The 20,377-nt window shown below is 64.0% G+C and carries 6 protein-coding genes; all 6 read left to right on the top strand.

The features are described 5' to 3' along the window. The first annotated feature begins 365 nt into the window (after window positions 1-365). On the top strand, window positions 366-2,741 hold the full coding sequence (locus tag ACM42_RS08905; RefSeq protein WP_271527582.1) for a TonB-dependent receptor: 2,376 nt from the start codon (window positions 366-368) through the stop codon (window positions 2,739-2,741). A 354-nt stretch (window positions 2,742-3,095) separates the two neighbouring features. Continuing rightward, window positions 3,096-3,323, top strand: coding sequence for an MbtH family protein (locus ACM42_RS08900; RefSeq protein ID WP_271527581.1), 228 nt, complete (start codon window positions 3,096-3,098; stop codon window positions 3,321-3,323). A 21-nt stretch (window positions 3,324-3,344) separates the two neighbouring features. Continuing rightward, window positions 3,345-4,100, top strand: coding sequence for a thioesterase II family protein (locus tag ACM42_RS08895; RefSeq protein WP_271527580.1), 756 nt, complete (start codon window positions 3,345-3,347; stop codon window positions 4,098-4,100). Next, the gene (locus ACM42_RS08890) at window positions 4,069-5,037 is read left to right on the top strand and encodes a TauD/TfdA family dioxygenase (RefSeq protein WP_271527579.1); all 969 of its coding nucleotides are present in this window, start codon (window positions 4,069-4,071) and stop codon (window positions 5,035-5,037) included. The genes ACM42_RS08895 and ACM42_RS08890 overlap by 32 nt, the downstream gene beginning before the upstream one ends. A gap of 57 nt (window positions 5,038-5,094) precedes the next feature. Beyond that, window positions 5,095-14,841 (top strand): non-ribosomal peptide synthetase, encoded by a 9,747-nt coding sequence (locus ACM42_RS08885; RefSeq protein ID WP_271527577.1) that lies wholly within the window; start codon window positions 5,095-5,097, stop codon window positions 14,839-14,841. Window positions 14,842-14,843: 2 nt separating this feature from the next. Beyond that, window positions 14,844-20,377, top strand: a 5,534-nt coding sequence (locus ACM42_RS08880) for a non-ribosomal peptide synthetase (protein WP_271527576.1), incomplete at its 3' end; no start/stop codon positions are given.

The raw sequence follows: 20,377 nt of genomic DNA, 5'->3' as shown, positions 1-20,377 counted from the left end.
GAAAGAGGTGCGACATCCTGCTCATGGTCTTCCACTGCGCGGGCCTGAGGACTTCGGGCGTCTTGGTGCATCCAAGGCGGCGATGGTCTTTCTGGGAGCGCGCGATAAGCAACTTGCCTGGATCGGTCGGAAACTCGAGACGGAGCAACAGAGTCTCGTCGAGATGCTGCATGCAGACCGAGATTAGAACGGTTTGAAAATAGAAGCATTCAAAGATTGAACGGCGTCATTCGAGGCCGGCATCGATCGTTCAATCGCGACGGTTTGTCGTGCAACCTTAGATAACTTCTAGTTCTCAATCCCTTCTCGAAGCACCCGCGCATGTTAGGAAGCGCGGGGACCTGTAGTGGAATTGGGGTGCAGGAATGACGCGTGAACTCTCGGCCAGGAAAATCGTGCGTACGCTATCGCTGGGAGCGGTGAGCTATCTCGCGCTGTCGCTGGAATCGTCGGGTGACCTTCAGCAAGCGTTTGCGCAAACGAACCTGCCGCCGGTGACCGTCGATGCACCCAAGCCGAGAGCACGGCAGTCCGTTCAAAGATCCCAGTCGACCCGCGCATCGCGGGGACAGAGATCCGTCGCCGCGGCAGCTCCCCGCCAGGCCGCGCCCGTTCCCTATGTCGTACCGTCGACCGGCACGATCGGCACGGTGCCGCCTGCCTATGCAGGCGGCCAGGTCGCGACCGGCGGAAGTCTCGGTCTTCTCGGCAATCGCGGTGTGATGAACACGCCGTTCAATCAGACAAGCTATACGGCGGAGCTGATACAGAACCAGCAGGCCCGTACGATCCGTGACGTTCTCGCCAACGATCCCTCCGTCAGGGTCATTCAAGCGGCGGGCGGTGGTGCGGATAGTCTCTTCATTCGCGGCTTCTACTATGACAGCGGCGACTATGGGCTGAACGGTCTATATGGAATCGCTCCGTATTACTCCACAGGAGCCAATTTCGTTGAGCGCGTCGAGGTGCTGAAGGGGCCGAGCGCGCTGCTCAACGGTATGACGGCCGGTGGCACCGGTGTCGCAAGCGGTGGTGCGGTCGGCGGCAGCGTCAATCTGATCACAAAGCATGCGCCCGACGTGGACATTACGCAGCTCACGGCAACCTACGTTTCGAAATCGCAGTTCGGCGAGAATATTGACGTGAGTCGCCGCTACGGTGAACACAGGGAGTGGGGTGTTCGGCTCAACAGCACCTACTCGAACGGCAACACGCCCTGGAACCGTCAAACCGACGAATTCGGCAACGTGGTTCTGGGTGTAGATTATCGGGGGGAGCGTGTGCGCGCGGCAGTCGATGTCGGCTACCAGGCCGACAATCTGAATCCACCGTTGCGCTTCTTCAATGTCCCGACCACGACGACGTCCATTCCTTCACCACCGAAGGCCGGGCTGAACTTCCAGGTCCCGTGGGCCTACTATGCCCCGACCGACTTTTTTACGACCGCCAGAGGCGAAGTGGATGTCGCCGACTGGATAACCGCGTATGGGGCGTTCGGCTATCACGACAGCAACATCAACTACGCCTATCCATCTCCCAACATCTCCAATGTCGCGCCAGGGGCATTGACGTCTCCGCCCGGCGTGTCCCAGTTGGGAGGGTTGTGGTCACGACCACTTGCCGGCAAGGAAACGTTCGAGACGCTCGCAGGTGAGGCCGGTGTCCGGGCAACGGCAGATACTGGCCCCGTCAATCATGCAGTGAACGTCAACTACTCGATCAACGAACGGACCTACAATCAGAAGGTCTGGACCCGCTCGAGCAATGCTGTTGCGGATGTGATCTTCTGGAACCTCTACACCGAGCCGACAAACATAGCAAAACCCAACTTTTCGACGGTTTCTGCCAGCCAGACGACTGGCGTTTCGCTGTCTAGCGTTGGCGTATCCGACACGATGTCGATCCTCGACAAGCGCGTTCAGCTCACGCTTGGCGTTCGCCGTCAGACGGCTGGAACGGAAGTGACGAACTTCCTGACACCGGCATCGAGCCGTCCGGAACAAGAAACCTCCGTCTGGAGTCCCGCATACGCGGTTCTCGTCAAGCCGGTCGAAAACGTCGCGCTCTATGCGAACTATATCGAAGGCCTCCAGACCCCCGTTGTGGTCAGCGGCGCTTATGCAAACGTTGGAACCGTGTTTCCGCCCGCGCAGACGAAGCAGGCTGAGGTGGGCATGAAGATCGACGCAGGTCGATTCACGACGACGTTGAGCGTATTCGACATCAGTCAACCGAGCATCATTTCGGTGGGGACCGGCGTTTCCGCGACCCAGCAACTCAACGGCAGGCAGCGCAATAGGGGTGCGGAGCTCAACGTGTTCGGCGAGATCACTCCCAACATCCGTGTTCTCGGCGGCGTCGCCCTGATTGATGGTGTGCAGGAGAAGACTCAGGGCGGGATCAACGACGGAAAGCGTGCGGTCGGCGTGCCCGTGGTGAATGTCAATATGGGCGCGGAATGGGATACGCCGTTCGTGCGGGGTCTTACGTTAACGGGCAGGGTGATCTATACGGGCTCGCAGTACGTCAACGTTACGAATACGCTGACGTTGCCCGAATGGACACGTGTCGACATCGGGGCGCGCTACACCTTTACGTCCCCCTGGAACGGAAAGCCGATCGTCGTGCGCGCCAATATCGAGAACGTCGGCAACAAGGCCTACTGGGCCTCGGCATATAGCGGGGTTATCACGCTCGGTGCGCCTCGGACCTACCTAGTGTCTACCACGTTCAATTTCTGAAACGCTGTCTTGGAGTCGGAACTCATGCCGCCGCGGACGATCCGCGGCGGCATTGTTTCGACATGAGCAACGCAATTGATGACAATGCGACGAAGCATAGCGCGCGACAGAACGCGCGATCATGTCGCATCCGAAAAGTTCCCGCTTGTCCAATTAGAATTGCAGCAAGCCGCGACGCGTTCTGAAATCTCGATATTGTCCCGTGCGTTGGCTCGCAAACGTGGAGGTTGCATTGCGTCCGTCCGTCGCCAGTTTTGAGGTCTTAAAAAAAGTCGCGTCGATATTGCTTTGACCATCGTCTGCTTCTGACCTAGTCAAACGTCTCTACTTTCGCTTGCTGAAAGGGATTGCGCCATGATGGTGTTCGACAGAGACGACGTCACCTTCGTCGTCGTCATCAATCACGAAGAGCAATATTCCATCTGGCCGTCGTTCAAGGCGATTCCGGCGGGCTGGAAGGCGGTGGGGAAGACCGGCAGCAAGAAGGAATGTCTCGACCACATTGAGCAGGTGTGGACCGACATGCGCCCGCTCAGCCTGCGCAAGTTCATGGACGACGCGACGCCTCAGCGGTCGGCGTAGTCGGCGGAGCCTGGTCTTCCGATGCGGCTTCTTTGTCTGCCTTACTCCGGCGGCAGCGCCATGTTCTACGCGCGGTGGCGCAGGCAGCTGCCATCGTGGATCGACGTGCGGCCGGTGGAGTGGCCCGGGCGCGGTGCGCGCATGGATGAGCCGTTGACGACCGATCCGCACGTATTGGCCGCGAAGCTCGCTGGCGAGCTCGGCGGCCAGCTCGACGGGCCTTACGCGTTGTTCGGGCACAGTCTCGGTGCCGTGATCGCATTCGAGCTCGCACACGACCTGCTCGATCGCGGCGCGGCTGCGCCGGCCGTTCTCTTCGCCTCGGGTGCGGAAGCGCCTGCGGTTCGGGACGGCAGCAAGTGGCGCGAGCCGCTGGGCGACGATGCGCTGATGAAGGAGCTGCGCAATCTTCAGGGCACGCCCGATGAGGCGCTGTCGAATGCAGAGCTGATGCGATCCGTGCTGCCGGTGCTCCGCGCCGACTTCCTGATGTGCGGGGCCTATGTCTATCGGCCGCGTCGTCCCTTGCCGTGCCCCGTGCACGTCTTTGCCGGAGCGGACGACGAGACCAGCCGCGAAGCGCTTGAGACCTGGCGGCGGGAGACCTCCGCGTCATTCACGCTCGATATACTGCCCGGTCATCACTTCTTCATTCACACGCAGCAGGCCGAGCTGATCGAGCGGATCGGTGCGGTGCTGGCCCGGCAATCGGGGCGATCGATTGATCTGCATCGGAGCGAGGATCATGAGCGCGTTCTCCGTCCAGCCACTCGTTGAGGGCGGAACACTTCCCCTTCTGCTCAAGGCAGGTGAGGCCGGGCAACCGCTCGGCAAGGCACTTCCCATGCTGCGCGAGGCGATCGACAGGCACCTGATCGACAGTGGCGGCATTGTGTTTCGCGATTTCTCGCTCGATGGTCCCGATGCGTTTCGGGCCTTCGCGGCCGATTTCGGTCATCCGCTGCTCACCTACGAGTTCGGATCGACGCCGCGTTCGCAGGTGACCTCCGGGGTATACACCTCCACGGAATACCCGCCGCACCAGCATATCCCGCTGCACAACGAGCAGGCCTATACCCGCGATTGGCCGATGAAGATCTGGTTCTATTGCATGCAGCCGGCGCTGGAGGGCGGGGAGACGCCGATCGCCGACAGCCGAGCCATCTATCGCGACATGCCGCCGGCCATTCGCGAACGGTTTGCCGACAAGGGGGTGATGTATGTGCGGAACTACGGCAACGGCCTCGACGTCGACTGGCAACAGGTGTTCGGCACCGGCTCCAGATCGGAAGTGGAGGCTTACTGCGCTCGCCACGACATCGAGTGCGAATGGAAGGAGGATGGCGAGCTCCGTACGCGCCAGATCTGTCAGGGTACGGCGCAGCATCCGGTCACGGGCGAGTGGGTATGGTTCAACCAGGCACATTTGTTCCACGTCTCCAATCTCGAGCCTGAGGTCCGCGAGAGTCTGCTCGAGGTGGTCGATGACGAGGCCGATTTGCCACGCAACGTCTTCTACGGCGATGGTTCGGCCATCGACGATGGGACGCTGTCATCGGTCCGAGCCGTTCTCGAGAAGCACAAGATCAGCTTTCCCTGGCAAGCCGGCGACGTCGTGATGCTGGACAACATGCTCACGGCGCACGCGCGTGCTCCGTTCAAGGGGCCGCGCAAGGTGATTGTCGCGATGGCCGAGGCTCATCGGCAGGGGTGATCGGCGGCAATCGTCAGTGGGGATTTCCGGCTCGCGGCCGGACAGGGATTCGAAAGCATGGACAGAGCCAACCTCGTCGAACGCTTCCGGGAGCACGCCACCTTGCGACCGGAGAAGGTGGCGTTGCGGTTCCTGGAGGGCGACGACGTCGCCGATGAGCTGACGTTTGCCGCGCTCGATGGTCGGATCCGGGCGCTGGCTGCATGGCTGCAGCATACGGGTGGTGCAGGCGAGCGGGCGGTCATCCTGCTTCCGAGCGGGATCAACTATGCCGTGGCGTTCTATGCCTGCCTGTATGCGGGCGTGATCGCCGTTCCGGCCTATCCGCCGGAGGGCGGCCCCGAGCGCTATGCAGGACGTCTCCACGGCATCCTGCAGGATGCGGCGCCGCGCTTCATCCTGGTCGAGGCGGCTGTGCAAGATATCATCGAAGTGACGCTGCCCGCACCGAGTGGCGCGCAGATTGTCGCGGTGGATACCATTCCGTCCGAACTCGCGGCGGACTGGCGCGAGACAAGACCCGCGGCCGATGCGATCGCGTTCCTCCAGTATACGTCCGGGTCGACCTCGCAGCCGAAGGGCGTTTGTGTCTCCCATGGCAATCTGGTTGCCAACGAGCGAGCTATTGAAGCGGTTGCCGGTGGTGCGCCCGACGACGTCTTTGTGAGCTGGCTGCCCCTCTATCACGACATGGGATTGATCGGCGGACTCCTGAACCCGCTGTTCACGGGCTTTACCGGCGTCCTGATGTCACCGCGGAATTTCCTGGAGCGGCCGCGCCGCTGGCTCGAGGCGATCGATCGTCACGGCGGCACGATGAGCGGCGGTCCCGACTTTGCGTATTCGCTGTGCGCCGACCGCATTTCGGACGAGACCATCAGTCGACTGGACTTGAGCCGGTGGAAGTTCGCGTTCTCGGGCTCGGAGTTTGTCCGCCGGACCACCCTCGAGAAGTTCGGTGACCGGTTTGCGCGGGCTGGCTTCAATCGCCAGGCGTTGACGGCTTGCTATGGCCTGGCCGAGGCGACGCTGCTGGTCACGGCCGGTGACATCACCGCTGACACCGTTAGCTATACGCTCGACACCGCGGAGCTCGCCACAGGCCGTATCGCGAGCGCCAGCACGGGCACCGATCTCGTGGCGTGCGGTCGAACCGCCGCAGGCCACGACACACGCATCATGCGTGTGGACGGATCGGCCGTGGCCGAGGCGAATGAGGTGGGTGAGATCTGGGTCGCGGGTCCCAGCGTCGCGCTCGGCTACTGGAACAATCCTGAGGCCACGCAGCAGGCCTTCGTCGAGCGGGATCACGCGCGCTGGCTGCGGACCGGCGACATCGGCTTCATTCGCGATGGCGCGCTGGTCGTGGCCGGGCGCCTCAAGGACCTGCTGATCGTTCGCGGACAGAACGTCTATCCGACGGACGTCGAGCAGGCGATCGAAGCCGAGGTCGAGACCGTCCGCAGCGGGCGGGTTGCCGTCTTTCCGGTCGAAGTGGACGGACGTGAAGCCATCGGCGTGGCGGCGGAATTCAGTCGCGCCGTGCTCAAGCGCAGCGACCCGGAAACACTCGCACATGGGATCGGCGATGCGGTGCTGCGGCAGGCGCAGGAATATCCGGCCGTGATCGCTCTGCTGAACCCGCAAGCGATGCCGCTGACCACGAGCGGCAAGCTGCAACGCTCGGCCTGCGCCGCGCGCCTCGCCGACAACACGCTCGACAGCTTCATGGTGTTCGAGAGGGGGCGTCGCCGCGGCGGCGTATCCTTGACGAAGCCCGCGACCGATACCGAACGCGCCGTCGCCCCGATCTGGTGCGATGCGCTTGGCATCGCGGCGGTGCATCGCGAGGACGATTTCTTCGTGCTGGGCGGAAACTCGATCGCGGCCGGCCAGGTCGCCGCGGCGATCCGCGACCGCCTAAGCGTGGAGGTCGAGCTGCGCACCTTCTTCGACGCGCCGACGCTCGCGGCCTTCGCCGGCCGGATCGATGCCGTGGCGGGCGCTGGTGGCGGCCGGACGCTGCCGCCGATCCCGTGGGCCGGCGCGGCCGATCGTGCGATGCTGTCGCACGCGCAGGAGCGGCTCTGGTTCCTCTGGAACATGGATCCGGCCGGGACCGCCTATACCGTCGCAAGTACAATCCGTCTGAAGGGGCGGCTCGATCATGCCGTCCTGTCGCGCGCGCTCGGAGAGATCGTCCGTCGTCACGAGATACTGCGTACAACGTTCACAGCCAGGAACGGCCGCGGAACGCAGCTCATCCACGATGTCATAAGCATCGGCATCCGGGACGCGGATCTTCGTTCCCATCCTGTACGGGAACGCGCCGAGCGCGCGGAGAACCTCAAGCGATCCGAGCTCGCCAAGCCGTTCGATCTCGTGAACGGGCCGTTGTTGCGCGCCGTGTTGCTTCAGCTCGCGGACGATGCGCACGAGCTGCTGCTGCTCGCCCATCATATCATCGTCGATGGCCGGTCGCTCGACGTGCTGCTCGACGAGCTGGCCGCGCTCTATCGCAGCGGTATCGGTCAGGGCGGAGGCGCGCCGCCGATTCCGGCAATTCAATACGCCGACTTTGCGGCTTGGCAGCGAAACTGGCTCTCGGCAGGCGAGGCCGAGCGGCAGCTCGCGTATTGGCGCGCGAAGCTCGGCGATGTTCATCCCGTCCTGGCGTTACCGCATGATCGGCCGCACCCGGCAATCCAGAGCCATGCCGGCGAGACGATCGGTCTTATCATCGACGACGCGCTTGCGTCCCGACTCCGGGGACTCGCTGTCAAGCAGCGCGTCAGCGTCTTCATGCTACTGCTCGGCGCATATCAGGTGCTGCTCCATCGCTACACTGGACAGAGTGATCTGCGCGTCGGCGTGCCGATCGCAGGACGCCGGCACACGCAGCTCGAGGGCTTGATCGGATGTTTCGTTAATACGATGGTGCTGCGGGCTGAGATTGCGAGCGAAGCGAGCTTTCCGAGCCTGATGCATCAGGTCAAGGAATCGGTGGTCGAGGCACTGTCGCACCAGGACCTTCCTTTCGAAATGCTGGTTGAAGCCCTCAGGCCGGAACGCAGCGGGGGCCACAATCCGCTGTTCCAGGCAAAGTTCAACTACATGACGGCGCCGGGCGGGTTTGCCGACGTCGAAGGGCTTACTGCCGAGATCGACATCATCGATCTCGCAGGTTCGCATTTCGATCTCGCGCTTGACGTCGTCGATAGCGTGGGCGGCATGAAGGTGACGTTCAACTACGCCACCGATCTGTTCGATCGTCCGACCATCGGGCGGCTGGCGGCGCAGTTCGGTTCGATCCTGCGCCAGATTGCCGACAATGCCGAGCGGCGGATATCGGACTTTGCCATTGACGATGAGCACCGGCAGACCGTGCCAAGTCAGGCCGCCGCATTCGGCTTCACCGATGTCGTCAGCCTTCATCGTGCGGCGACCGCAGATCGATCGACTGCCACGGCCATCCGATGCGGCCGGGAGCGATTGAGCTTTGCGGATCTCGAGCGCGGGTCGAACCGTATCGCGCAGGTGCTCAGGGCCAGTGGCTTGGTGCGCGAGACACCGGTCGCGTTGTGGATCGAGCGTTCGCCGGTTTTTGTCGTCGCCTTGCTCGGTGTGCTCAAGGCCGGCGGTGCTTACGTCCCGTTGGATCCGAAATGGCCGATGGAGCGCATCCGCCGCATCCTGACGGACGGCGGCATCGACATCGTGCTGGCTGTGGGCGGGAAGCTCGGGGATGCGCGTGGGCTCGATTGCCTGGTGCTCGATGCAGAGGCCGAAGCAGCACGCGGGGAGGTCCCGAGCTTGCCGGTCGACACGACCATTCATCCAGGGCAGACCGCCTACGTCATCTATACATCGGGATCGACCGGCGCGCCGAAGGGCGTCAGCGTCTCGCACGGCGCCTTGGCCAATTACGTTCAGGCCCTGGCGCTACGCCTGGAGCCGCGTCCGTCAGCGAACATGGCAATGGTGTCGACTGTGGCGGCCGATCTCGGCCACACCGTCCTGTTTGGCGCGCTGGCGTCCGGCGGGACGCTGCACCTACTGTCTCCAGACGCCGTGTTCGACGCGTATGCGTTCGCGCAGGCGATGCGCGAAGGCGAGGTCGACATTCTCAAGATCGTGCCGAGCCATCTGCGAGGGCTGTTGAAGGCCTCGCGGTCGGCCGATCTTCTGCCCCGCGAGGCGCTCATCCTGGGCGGAGAGTCTTGCGACCGGGCGCTGCTGGACGAAGTCTATCGCTTGCGCCCGGAATGCCGGATTCTCAATCACTACGGGCCTACGGAAACGACCGTCGGTGCGGTTACGCATGAATGCGCGGCTGAATGCGAGAGCAAGCCGGTTCCGATCGGCCTGCCACTTGCCAATCTGCGCGCCCATGTCCTGGATGACGCGCTGAACGAAGTGCCGATCGGCGTTACCGGCGAACTCTATATCGGCGGCGCCGGCCTGGCGCGCGGCTATCGCGGCGTGGCCGGCCTGACTGCGGAACGTTTCGTACCGGATCCGTTCGGGGCCGCAGGCGAGCGCCTTTATCGAACCGGGGATCGTGTCCGCTGCGACGGAGCGGGCCGGCTGATATTCCTGGGCCGCACCGATGATCAGATCAAGTTGCGCGGCTATCGTATCGAGCTCGGCGAGGTCGGGCGCGTCATCAAGACGCTGCCGGGGATCGACGATGCGGTGGTGGTCCCGCGCGCGATCGGGGCGGATGCCGATCGGCTGGAGCTGGTTGCCTATTGTGTACCTTCGAGCGATGCCGGTCCGCAGGCCGATACGATCAAGCAGCAGCTTGTTGCGATCGTGCCGGACTATATGGTGCCGCCACACGTCGTCATGCTGGCGCGATTGCCGCTGACGCCCAATGGAAAGGTCGACCGGCGCGCCTTGCCCGAGCCGGCGGAAGACGAGGCGTTCGACGGCTATGCCGCACCTGCGGGAGATATTGAGGTCGCGATCGCGGCAGTCTGGTGCGAGGTGCTCGGTCGTGAGCGTGTGGGCCGCAATGACAATTTCTTCGAGCTCGGTGGCGATTCCATCCTCAGCCTGCAGATCATCGCCCGCCTGCGCAAGCGCGGCATCCGGCTGACGCCGAAGCAGATCTTCAGCCAGCAGACGGTTTCTGGATTAGCGACCGTCGCCGTCATATCGACGGGAACGAGCGCGAAGAAAGAGAAGCCGGACACGAAGGCGTCGGCTGGCGGCGATGCCGATCCCGGCATGCGTCACCTGATGCCGATCCAGGTGCGTTTCTTCGACGAGGATATCGGTAACCGGGATCACTGGAATCAGGCGGTTCTGCTGCTGCCACACATGCACATCGATTGGGAGACGCTACGGCGTGCGCTCGCCGCCATCGTAGAGCACCACGACGCGTTGCGTCTGCGGTTCAAGCAAGTGGATGGCGTCTGGCGGGCGGAGCAGGGGCCGCCGCCGGCGTCCTCCGAACTATTATGGATTCACCCGCACGTCGGAGGCCCGACGGAGATCGCCGGGCTCGCCCGCGCCGCGCAGGAGAGCCTCTCGCTGTCCTCGGGACCGCTGCTGCGCGCAGTCGGCATGGACCTCGTGGACGGCAGCCAACGACTGCTGCTTGCGATTCATCACCTGGTCGTCGATGGGGTATCCTGGCGCATTCTGATCGAAGACCTGGGGTCGGCCTGTGACCAGCTGCAGCACGGCGGTCCCGTCACGCTGCCTCCGAAGAGCGAGTCTTACGGCTCGTGGAGCGAGCGGCTGCGTGCTTATGCGGTGACCGCGGAGATCGCGGCTGAACTGCCCTATTGGCTGGATTGCGGTGCCGGTGCGCGCTTGCCATGTGACGATGACCATGGCGGCATCGATCGCGTCGGTGACGCCGGCGAAGTGTCATTGGTGTTCGATGCCGAATTGACGGCGCGGCTGCTCGAACAGGCGCCCGCCGCCTATCGGACCCAGGTCAACGACCTGCTGCTGGCCGGTCTCGTGCGAGCGGTGTCGCGCTGGAGCCAGCACGACGAGGTGGTGGTGGAGCTCGAAGGCCACGGCCGCGAAGATATTTTTCCTGGCGCGGATATATCCCGTACCGTCGGCTGGTTTACGACGGCATTTCCAGTCCGGTTGAGAGATGCAGGCCTCGACGAGGCGTCACTGATCAAGGCGGTCAAGGAGAGGCTGCGTGCGATTCCAAATCGCGGGCTCGGTCACGGCGTGCTGCGCTATCTCGGTTCCGAGCAGCAACGTCAGGCCCTGGCGCAACTGGCGGAGCCGCAGATCGTCTTCAATTATCTGGGCCGGTTCGACGCGAGCGTCGGCGCCACACGTCGCTTCTCCTTCGCCCCTGAGAGCGCGGGTCCTTCGCGCAGCGCCGCGGCGCCCATACGCGGATGGCTGAACATCAACGCCCTCGTGCGCGAGGGCCGGCTGGAAGTGTCTTTCAGCTACGGGCGCAAGCGCTACCGGCACGCCGGGATCGAGCGACTGGCGGCGCACTATCAGGATGCGCTGCGCGAGCTGGTCACGCATTGCTGCAATGGAGCGGTCGGGCTCACGCCATCGGATGTTCCATTGTCCGGACTCGCTCAGGCTGACCTCGATCGGCTAGCTACGACCTTGGATCTTCGTGGTGTCGAGGACATCTATCCGCTCTCGCCGATGCAGCAGGGCATGTTGTTCCATACGCTGCGTGACGGTTCCGCCAATTCCTATGTGAACCAGGTCGGGCTCGAGCTGTTCGGCGTCGATGCCGGCAAGCTGCGAGCTGCGTGGCAGGCGGCCAGCGACCGGCATGCCGCCCTGCGGACCGGGTTCGTCTGGCAGAACTTGTCAGGCGCGTCGCAGCAGGTGGTGCATCGCCATGTGGCCGTGCCGTTCGTCGAAGAGGACTGGCGCGGCGCCCCACATGCGGAGCTGGATGCAGCGCTGGCCGAGATATCTCGACACGACCGGGAGAAGGGCTTTGACGTTCTGCAGCCGCCGCTCCAGCGCCTTCGCCTGATACGGCTCGACGATAATCGTCACTGGCTGATCTGGACCCATCATCACATCTTCGTCGACGGTTGGAGCTCGGCCCGGCTGGTTGCTGAGGTGTTGCAGCAGGTGAGCGGTGACCCGCTGCCGGCCGTGCAGGGCAGCTATCGTGATTACATTGCATGGCAAAGGAGCCGCGATCAGGAAAGCTCCGAGAGATTCTGGCGCAAGGTGCTGGCAGGGCTCGAAACGCCGACGCTGCTCGCGAATGCCCTGGTGGCCACCAAGACTTCCGGCGCCAAGGGCCACGCCAGCATCGGCCTTGCCTTGGATGCGGCGCTGACCGAACGGCTGAAGTCGTTCGCAAAGCAAGAACGGGTGACGCTCAATACGCTCATACAGGGCGCGTGGGCACAGTTGTTGCGCAGACATTCGGGGCAGTCCGCCGTCTGCTTCGGTGTCACCATCTCGGGTCGTCCGGCCGAATTGCCCGGCTCGGAGGAGATGGTGGGCCTCTTCATCAACACGCTGCCCATCGTCGATGCGCCGAGCCCAGAGGCAATCGTCGGCGATTGGCTGCGCGCCTTGCAGGAACAGAACCTGGCGCTGCGCGAGCACGGCTGGACGCCACTCTACGAAGTTCAGCGCCTCGCCGGCCATGCCGGGCAGCCGCTGTTCGACAGCATCCTGGTGTTTGAGAATTATCCGATCGACGAGGGACTGCTGCGAGGCGGGGAGGGCGGCCCTCGAATTGGGCGTGTGGCGCATGTGACGCCGACGAACTATGCGCTGGCGGTGGCGGTGTTTGCCGGAAACGACAGGCTGAATATCGAGTTCAATTATGACGCAGGCCAGTTCGACGAGGCGGCTATCCTGCGTCTTCGCGACATTCTGCAAGATATGCTGGCGCGGATCGTGACGAACGCGGAGCGCGTGCTCGGTGATCTCCGATCGGCGTCTGATGAAGACGCTCGACGAATCCTCGATTGGAGCGGCGCAGGGCAGCTGACCTCGGCATCTTCCTGTGCCGACGTCGTGACGCATATCGAAGTGCAGGCCGCGCAGACGCCGTCCGCCGTCGCCATCGCCTGGGGCGACCAGCGCATCGCCTATGGCGAATTGAACGGGCGTGCCAACGCGCTTGCGCGGCGGCTTCGCCTCTGGAACCTCGGTCCGGATCGGCTGGTCGGCGTTGCGCTGACCCGAAGCCCGGACATGATCGTTGCGCTGCTCGCGATTCTGAAGGCCGGTGGCGCTTACTTGCCGCTCGATCCGGATTATCCGTCCGACCGGCTCGCCTACATGTTGCGTGACAGCGGCACGACGTTGGTTCTGACGCAAGGCATGCTGCTCGAGCCGCTCGCGCCGGTGCTGCGCGAGGCCGGGGTCGAAGCGCTCTGCATTGACGAGCCACTAGCGCCCGCCCGGGGCGACAGCGGCAATCTGCACGTCGAAGTCCAGCCCGAGAGCCTGGCCTATGTCATCTACACCTCTGGATCGACCGGAGCGCCGAAGGGGGTAGCTGTCGCGCGCGGCCCGCTTGCCATGCATTGCGAAGCGATCGGCCGGCTGTACCGCATGACGTCCCGCGATCGCGAGTTCCAGACGGCGTCGATCAATTTCGATATCGCCCATGAGCGATGGCTGGTGCCGCTGATGACGGGCGGATCGCTCGTGTTGCCCTCCAAGCCCGGCCTCTTGGTCGACGATCTCGTCAGCGAGATTGCGCGCCATGCGGTGACCTCGATCTTTCTTCCACCGGCCTATGCGGATCAATTGAGCGCGGCGTTACGGCAGAGCGGGCGGAGGCTCGCGATCAGGGCCTGTATCGTCGGCGGCGAGGCTTGGTCGGATATCGGGATCAAGGCCTTGCGTGGTGTTGCCGATGTCGACCTTCTGGTCAACGCCTATGGTCCGACCGAGACGGTGATCGCCCCGACCGCATGGATCGTCGACGACACGACGTTGAAGCCTGGCCAGTCCGCACCGATCGGACGGCCAGTCGGCGTGAGATCGGCGCACATCCTCGATTCCGACCTCAACATCGTTCCCGTTGGCGTAACCGGCGAGCTTTTCATCGGCGGGGCGGGCCTGGCTCGCGGCTATCTGAATCGAGGAGCATTGACCGCGGAACGGTTCGTCCCCGATCCGTTCGGGGATAGCGGCATGCGCCTCTATCGCACCGGCGATCTCGCGCGCTGGCGCGACGATGGGGTGATCGAATATGTCGGCCGTGCCGACCAGCAGGTGAAGATCCGCGGCTTCCGCATCGAGCTTGGGGAAATCGAGGCGCGCCTGCTCGAGCAGCGCGGCGTGCGTGCGGCGGCCGTGGTGGCCGGCGAGGGCAGGACCGGGCGTCAGTTGTTTGCTTATGCCAGCGGTGAACCAACACTCGATGGTCGCGATTTACGTGATGCACTGTCCGCCATTCTGCCTGATTACATGGTGCCGTCGACGGTCACGGTGCTGGAGCAACTGCCGCTCACCCCGAATGGGAAGATTGATCGACGGGCGCTGCCCGCGCCGGGCGAGGATGCGCTGCCGCGTCACTCCTATGAAGAGCCCGAGGATGAGATCGAGCTCATATTGGCCAGGATCTGGGCGGAGTTGCTCGATGTCGACCGGATCGGACGTAACGATCACTTCTTCGAGCTTGGCGGGCATTCCCTGCTCGCAGTGCGGGTGCTCAGCCGCGTCTCGCAGGAGATCGGGATATCGATCGCGGTCTCCGATCTGTTCGCTCATCCCGATCTGGCATCGTTTGCGCGTGTCGTGTCGATCAGGCTGATCGAACAGGAATTCGACGCCGAAGAGCTCCGGGAACTGGTTGGAGCGGAGCAGTGAGCATGGCCGACACGGCAAAGCCGAGCTTGCGAGAGATGGATCCGGCCCAGATGAGGAGGCTGGTCTCGCTGGCCCGGGAGCGCGGCCGAAATGCCGACAGGGCCGGCGCAAGCGCGATTCCCGTGGTGACGCGTGGCGGCTCACTGGAGATGTCCTTTGCGCAGCAACGGCTTTGGCTGCTGCCACAACTCGACGGTACCAATTCCAGCTATCACATTCGAGGAGCATTGCGGCTCTCCGGCGAGCTCGATGTCGACGCGTTGCGTCGGAGCATCGACCGGTTGTTCGCGCGTCATGAGGCGCTGCGCAGCGTCTTTCGCGTGATCGACGAACAGCCGCGCGTGGTGCTGCTGCCCGCCGATGAACGTGTCCCGCTACTTGAACAGGATCTGTGCGGCCGGGACGATCGCGAGCAGGAGCTCGCGCGCCTCTGTCGCGAGGAGGCTGCGACGCCGTTCGATCTCGCCAAAGGACCATTGATCCGCGGTCGGTTGATCCGAACGGCGGAGAGGGAATATCTCTTCCTGCTCACCCAGCATCACATCGTCTCCGACGGCTGGTCGATCGGCGTGCTCGTACGTGAGCTGGGTGCCCTCTACCGGGCTTTCGCCGCCGGAAAAGACGATCCCTTGCCGCCATTGGCGATCCAGTATCCGGACTATGCCGCCTGGCAGCGACAATGGCTGACGGGCGAGCGATCGCAGCGGCAGGTAAATTATTGGCGTCAGGCGCTCGCGGATGCTCCTGCCGTGCTCGAATTGCCGACGGATCGGCCGCGTCCGCCGGTCAGGTCCCTTACAGGGGCGTCCTTGTCGATCGAGATCGATGCGGAGCTCGCGTCCGGCATCCGGCGACTGAGCCAGTCGCATCGCGCCAGCCCGTTCATGATTGTGCTGGCGGCCTGGGCGGCTGTGCTCTCGAGGCTTTCTGGGCAGACGGATATCGTCATCGGAACGCCGACGGCCAATCGAAACAGGCCCGAGATCGAGGGCCTGATCGGATTCTTCGTCAACATGCTGGCTGTCCGCATCGATCTTTCGGCCGAGCCCAGCGTCGCCGAATTGCTCCGTCGCGTGCGCACTGCCGCGCTTGCCGCGCAGGATCATCAGGATCTGCCGTTCGAGCAGGTCGTCGAAATCACCCAGCCGCTGCGGGGACGGGAGCATGCGCCGGTCTTTCAGGTCGCGTTCGCCTGGCAGAGCAACGAGACGGGGACTCTCGAGCTGCCAGGCCTCAAGGCCGAGACCGCCGATATCCCGCTCGAACAGGTCAGGTTCGATCTGGAGCTTGATCTGGGCGAGTTGGGCGGACGTATCGTCGGCTCCCTGAATTATGCGACCGCGCTGTTCGACGAAGCGACGATCAGACGCCACCGGGACTATTTGTTGTCCTTCCTGCGTGCGATGGTTGCCGATGCGGACCAAGCGGTCGATCGCATCGATATCATTGGTGCCGCGGAGCGCAGACGCGTTCTCGACATATGGAATGAGACCACCGCGCCGTTTCGCTCGGCGCGCTGCATTCATGAATTGTTTGCGGAGCAGGTGAGAAGGGCGCCGGAGGCCGTCGCCCTGGTGTACGATGACGACCGCCTGAGCTATGGTGACCTCGATGCCAAAGCGGGCCAGCTTGCGCGGCGCCTGATGGCCTTAGGCGTGGTGCCGGATCAGCCCGTCGCAATCTGCCTGCCGCGCGGCATCGCCATGGTCGTGAGCCTGTTGGCCGTGCTGAAGGCGGGCGGGGCCTATCTGCCGCTCGATCCCGCCTATCCAGCAGAGCGGCTGCGTCAGATCGTCGACGATGCCGAGCCGAAAGTGCTGATCGCTGACGAGGCAGGCAGTGCGATATTCCCGGATAGGACCTGCAAGATCGTTCATCCCGACGCGAGCGCATCCACCGTTACCGCGCAGGCGATATCGGATCCGTGTGACCTCGTCAAAGGCCTGACCTCGCGTAGCCTCGCCTACATCATCTACACCTCCGGCTCGACTGGCCGGCCAAAAGGGGTGATGGTCGAGCATCGCGGCCTGGTGAATCTGGCGCTGGCACAGCGGGAGCTGTTCGAGGTCAATTCGCACAGCCGCATCGTGCAGTTTGCCTCGTTCAGCTTCGATGCCAGCATCTGGGAAATCGTCATGGCGCTGTGCTCGGGCGCCTCGTTGTTTCTGGCTGGCCCGCGCGAGCATCAGGACACCTCGCGATTGCTCGGCTACCTCACGGACAACGCGATCACGCATGCGACCCTGCCGCCAGCGATGCTGCACGGGCGCACCGATCTCGACCGCTTGGCCTCGCTGCGGGTTCTTGTTCTTGCCGGTGAATTGCCCAAGACCGAGCTGATCAAGGGATTACCTCCTGGCATCACCGTCTTCAATGGTTACGGGCCGACTGAAGCAACGGTCTGCGCCACGAGCTGGCTGCGACCGCCGGCCTTCGATGGCGACGCGGCACCGATCGGCCGCCCGCTGCCGAATGTGCGTATCTATCTTCTGGACCGATTCGGGAGGCCCGTTCCGCTCGGCGCGGTGGGCGAAATCTGGATCGGCGGCGTCGGAGTTGCGCGCGGTTATCTCAACCGGGCCGATCTGACGGCGGAACGCTTCGTGCGTGACCCCTTCCACGGCGATGCGGATGCCCGCATGTATCGCACCGGCGATCTCGGGCGCTATTTGCCGGACGGCAATGTCGCGTTTCTTGGTCGCAATGATCAACAGGTCAAGATCCGCGGCTTTCGCGTCGAGCTCGGCGAGATTGAGTTTCGGCTCAACGAGCACGCCGACGTGGCCGATTCCGTCGTGCTGGCTCAGCGCGATCGTGGCGACGACATGCGGCTGATTGCCTATGTAGCCGCACGCCGCCGTAACAGTGCGAGGCTCGACGCCGGTGAATTTGCCGGCGCGATGCGCGATCACCTGCGTACGTGCTTGCCGGATTACATGGTGCCGTCAGCGTTCGTGCGCCTCGATGCACTGCCGCTCACGCCAAACGGCAAGGTCGACCGCAAGGCGCTGCCGGCGCCGGAGGACGATGCGTTTGCGCGGCGCCGATTCGAACCGCCGCGGGGCGATGCTGAGCAGATCGTCGCGAATGTTTGGGCCGAGCTCCTGGGCGTCGATCGCGTTGGACGCGGCGACCACTTCTTCGAGCTTGGCGGCCACTCGTTGCTCGCCGTCCGCATGCTGGAGCGGTTGCAGCGGCACGGGCTGAGAGCGGACGCGCGCGCACTGTTCGCAAAGCCGGTTCTGGCAGACTTTGCTGCCGGCCTCGGTGGCGACGGAGCAGTCGACGTTCCCGTCAACGGGATCACCCGGCAGACGAAGGCGATCACGCCCGAATTGTTGCCGCTGATCGCATTGACGCAATCCGACATCGACAGCATCGTGGCCAGCGTTCCAGGCGGCGTTGCCAACATCCAGGACATTTACGGCCTGTCGCCGCTTCAGGATGGTATCCTCTTTCACCATCTGCTGTCGAAAGAGGGCGATCCATATCTGCTGGTCGGCCGGATGGCATTTGAGAGCCGCGACCTGCTCGATCGCTATCTCGACGCTGTCCGCCAGGTGGTCGACCGCCACGACATTCTGCGAACGTCCATCGTGTGGAACGGCTTGTCCACGCCGGCGCAGGTGGTTTGGCGGCAGGCTCCGCTGGTTGTCAGCGAGGTCGTGCTGGATGGCGAAGGTCCCGCGGTTGAACAGCTCGTGCGACGATTCGACCCGCGTCTCCATCGGATCAATCTCGGTCAGCCACCGCTGCTGCGATTTGCAATTGCCGCCGATCCCGAGGGCGGGCGCTGGCTGCTCTTGGTGCTGTTGCACCACTTGATCGGCGACCACTCGACGCTGGAGGTGATGCACGACGAGGTCTGGAAGATCTTGTTGGGACGAAGTTATGAGTTGCTGCGGCCATATCCGTTCCGCAATCTGGTGGCGCAGTCACGCGGCTCTGCGGCGACCGCGGAGCACGAGCGCTTCTTCCGCGGCATGCTCGCCGACATCGATGAGCCGACCGCGCCGTTTGGACTTGAGCAGGTGCACGGGGGCGGCGGTGGTGTAGTGGAAGGCCGGCGGATGCTGCCCGAGCAGCTGAGCGCGAGGCTTCGTGCTCAGGCGCGGCGGCTGGGCGTTAGCCTCGCCAGCCTTTGCCATCTCGCCTGGGGGCAGGTGGTGGCGCGAACCAGCGGGCGCGAGCGTGTCGTTTTCGGGACCGTCCTGTTCGGTCGCATGCAGGCCGGCGCCGGCGGCGATCGCACCATGGGTCTGTTCATCAACACCTTGCCGCTGCGGCTCGATCTCGATGCCACGGCGGTCGAGGACAGCGTTCGAGATGCACATGGTCGGCTGACCGAACTGATGGCGCACGAGCACGCCTCGCTGGCGCTCGCGCAACGATGTAGCGGCGTTGCGGCGCCGGCACCCCTGTTCAGCTCGATCCTGAACTATCGGCACAATGCAATGCCGGCCGATTTGGCTGGCGACAGGGACGGCTCGGGCATCGAATGGCTTGGTGGCGAGGAGCGCACGAATTATCCATTGATGCTTGCCGTCGAGGACTATGGTCAGGCGCTCGGGCTCACTGCTCAGATCGTCCGTCCGCTCTCGCCTGACCGCATCTGCGCCTTGATGCAGCAGGCGCTCGATCGATTGGCCGAGGCACTGGAACGTTCGCCGCGCGCGCCGGTCCGAGAGCTCGACATCCTGCCCGCAGAGGAGCGCCGGCTCTTGCTGGAGGCGTGGAATCGGAGTCGAGCGCATTATCCGCTAGACCAGTCGTTCGTCGCGCAATTCGAGGCGCAGGTCCGGACGTCGCCGGAAGCGATCGCGCTGGTGTTCGGCGAGTTGAGGCTGAGTTACGCCGCGCTGAATGCGCGGGCCAACCGCCTGGCGCGGCGCTTGCGCGATCGCGGCGTCGGGACCGACATCGTGGTCGGGCTGGCACTCGATCGGGGCGTCGAGATGCTGGTCGCGCTGCTGGCCGTGCTCAAGACCGGAGGGGCCTATCTGCCGCTCGATCCGGATTACCCGCCGGAGCGGCTGGCGCACATGCTGCGCGACAGCGGCGCGGCGCTGGTGCTGACGCAAAGGAACTTGCGCGATCAGTTCGCCGCCGTGCTGGCGGAGACCGGTGCCGAGGCCTGGCTGCTCGACGGGCAGGACGGCGGGGCCGGAGATGCCGGCAATCTCGATGTCGCCGTTCACGGCGAGAGCCTTGCCTATGTGATCTACACCTCGGGCTCGACCGGCCTGCCCAAGGGGGTGATGGTCCGCCACGATGCCGTGACGAACTTCCTGGCAACCATGGCGGAGCAGCCCGGCATGACCGCGAGCGACAGGGTGCTGGGACTGACATCATTGTCCTTCGACATCGCGGTGCTGGAGCTATGGCTGCCGCTGACGATCGGCGCCTGCGTGATGCTGGCGGATCGTGCGGCCGCGCATGATCCCGCGCGGCTCAAGGCGTTCGTAGAGCGGCACGGCGTGTCGCTGATCCAGGCCACGCCGTCGACCTGGCGGATGCTGCTCGATCACGAAGGTCC

The sequence above is a fragment of the Bradyrhizobium sp. CCBAU 25338 genome, from assembly GCF_028128965.1.
In the GTDB taxonomy this organism is placed as follows: domain Bacteria; phylum Pseudomonadota; class Alphaproteobacteria; order Rhizobiales; family Xanthobacteraceae; genus Bradyrhizobium; species Bradyrhizobium liaoningense.
Note: the sequence above shows the minus strand (reverse complement) of the source record. Positions and strands in the feature narration are given on the sequence as shown.

Bases quoted from the DNA above. Each gene is read 5' to 3' on its own strand.
- ACM42_RS08905 (WP_271527582.1), top strand. From the start codon at position 366: ATGACGCGTGAACTCTCGGCCAGGAAAATCGTGCGTACGCTATCGCTG.
- ACM42_RS08890 (WP_271527579.1), top strand. From the start codon at position 4,069: ATGAGCGCGTTCTCCGTCCAGCCACTCGTTGAGGGCGGAACACTTCCC.
- ACM42_RS08895 (WP_271527580.1), top strand. From the start codon at position 3,345: ATGCGGCTTCTTTGTCTGCCTTACTCCGGCGGCAGCGCCATGTTCTAC.
- ACM42_RS08885 (WP_271527577.1), top strand. From the start codon at position 5,095: ATGGACAGAGCCAACCTCGTCGAACGCTTCCGGGAGCACGCCACCTTG.
- ACM42_RS08900 (WP_271527581.1), top strand. From the start codon at position 3,096: ATGATGGTGTTCGACAGAGACGACGTCACCTTCGTCGTCGTCATCAAT.